Here is a 1,055-nt window from a genome sequence, read left to right on the forward strand (position 1 = left end):
AGAGGGCGTTTACGTAGGTTCATTCCGAAAGGCGGCTTTCAATGTTGCCCCGGTTTGCTTCACTTCAGGTTCTATGCGAACTTCGTGGACCGTTGCCGCCTCGAGCCCGCCGTCCGTTTCACTCGCTTCTGCTTCTGGGAGTCCGTCTGATTTGAGGATGTGGCAGAACCTCCTGATGACCAGCGGAACAGCATCTTCCGGCCCGTCCGTGGCAACGCTACGGCGTGAGCCAGCAGAAGCCATACCCCAGTGATCTGTCCGACGCCCGGTGGGCCTTGATCGAGCCGCCCCTGACGGCGTGGCGGAAAGCCCGGCTCGACCGCAGGCCCACCGGAAAGCCGGCCAAGGTCGACCTCCGTGACGTGTTCAACGCGATTCTCTACGTGAACCGGACCGGAATACCGTGGAAATACCTTCCGCACGACTTCCCGAGCCACGGCACCGTCTACTTCTACTACGCCGCCTGGCGTGACGAGGGAATCTTCGCTCAGCTCAATTACGACCTCACCGCTCTGGCCCGGGTGAAGGAGGGACGCAAGCCCGAACCGACCGCCTCCGTCATCGACACCCAGAGCGTCAAGACTTCCACCAACGTGCCCGTGACCAGCCAGGGAACGGACGCCGCGAAGAAGATCGTGGGCCGGAAGCGAGGCATCCTCACTGACACCATCGGCCTGATCCTCGCTGTGACCGTCGCCGCCGCGAGTCTCTCCGAGAACGCCCTGGGGATACGCCTCCTCGATCAGGCCAAGGCGACCTACCCGACCATTTCCAAGAGCTGGGTCGACACCGGCTTCAAAAAGGCCGTCGTCGAGCACGGCGCGGAGCTCGGAATCGACGTCGAAGTCGTCGACAAAAACCCCGGAACCCGCGGCTTTCACGTCCTGAAAAGGCGCTGGGTGGTTGAACGCAGCATCGGTTGGATCATGATGCACCGTCGACTCGCCCGCGACTACGAAACTCTCGCCGCCAGCTCCGAAGCCATGATCCAGGTCGCATCGATCGACAATCTCGCCAAGCGCATAACGGACGAGTCCACGCCAACCTGGCGAGGG

Annotated in this window: 1 protein-coding gene; it reads left to right on the forward strand. The window is 62.3% G+C overall.

Translation table 11 applies throughout. The features are described from left to right. Window positions 1-224: 224 nt before the first annotated feature. The coding region (locus ACWD3C_RS48750) for an IS5 family transposase (protein ID WP_451155299.1) at window positions 225-1,055 on the forward strand (831 nt) is incomplete at its 3' end.

The organism is Streptomyces sp. NPDC002845, from assembly GCF_053591955.1.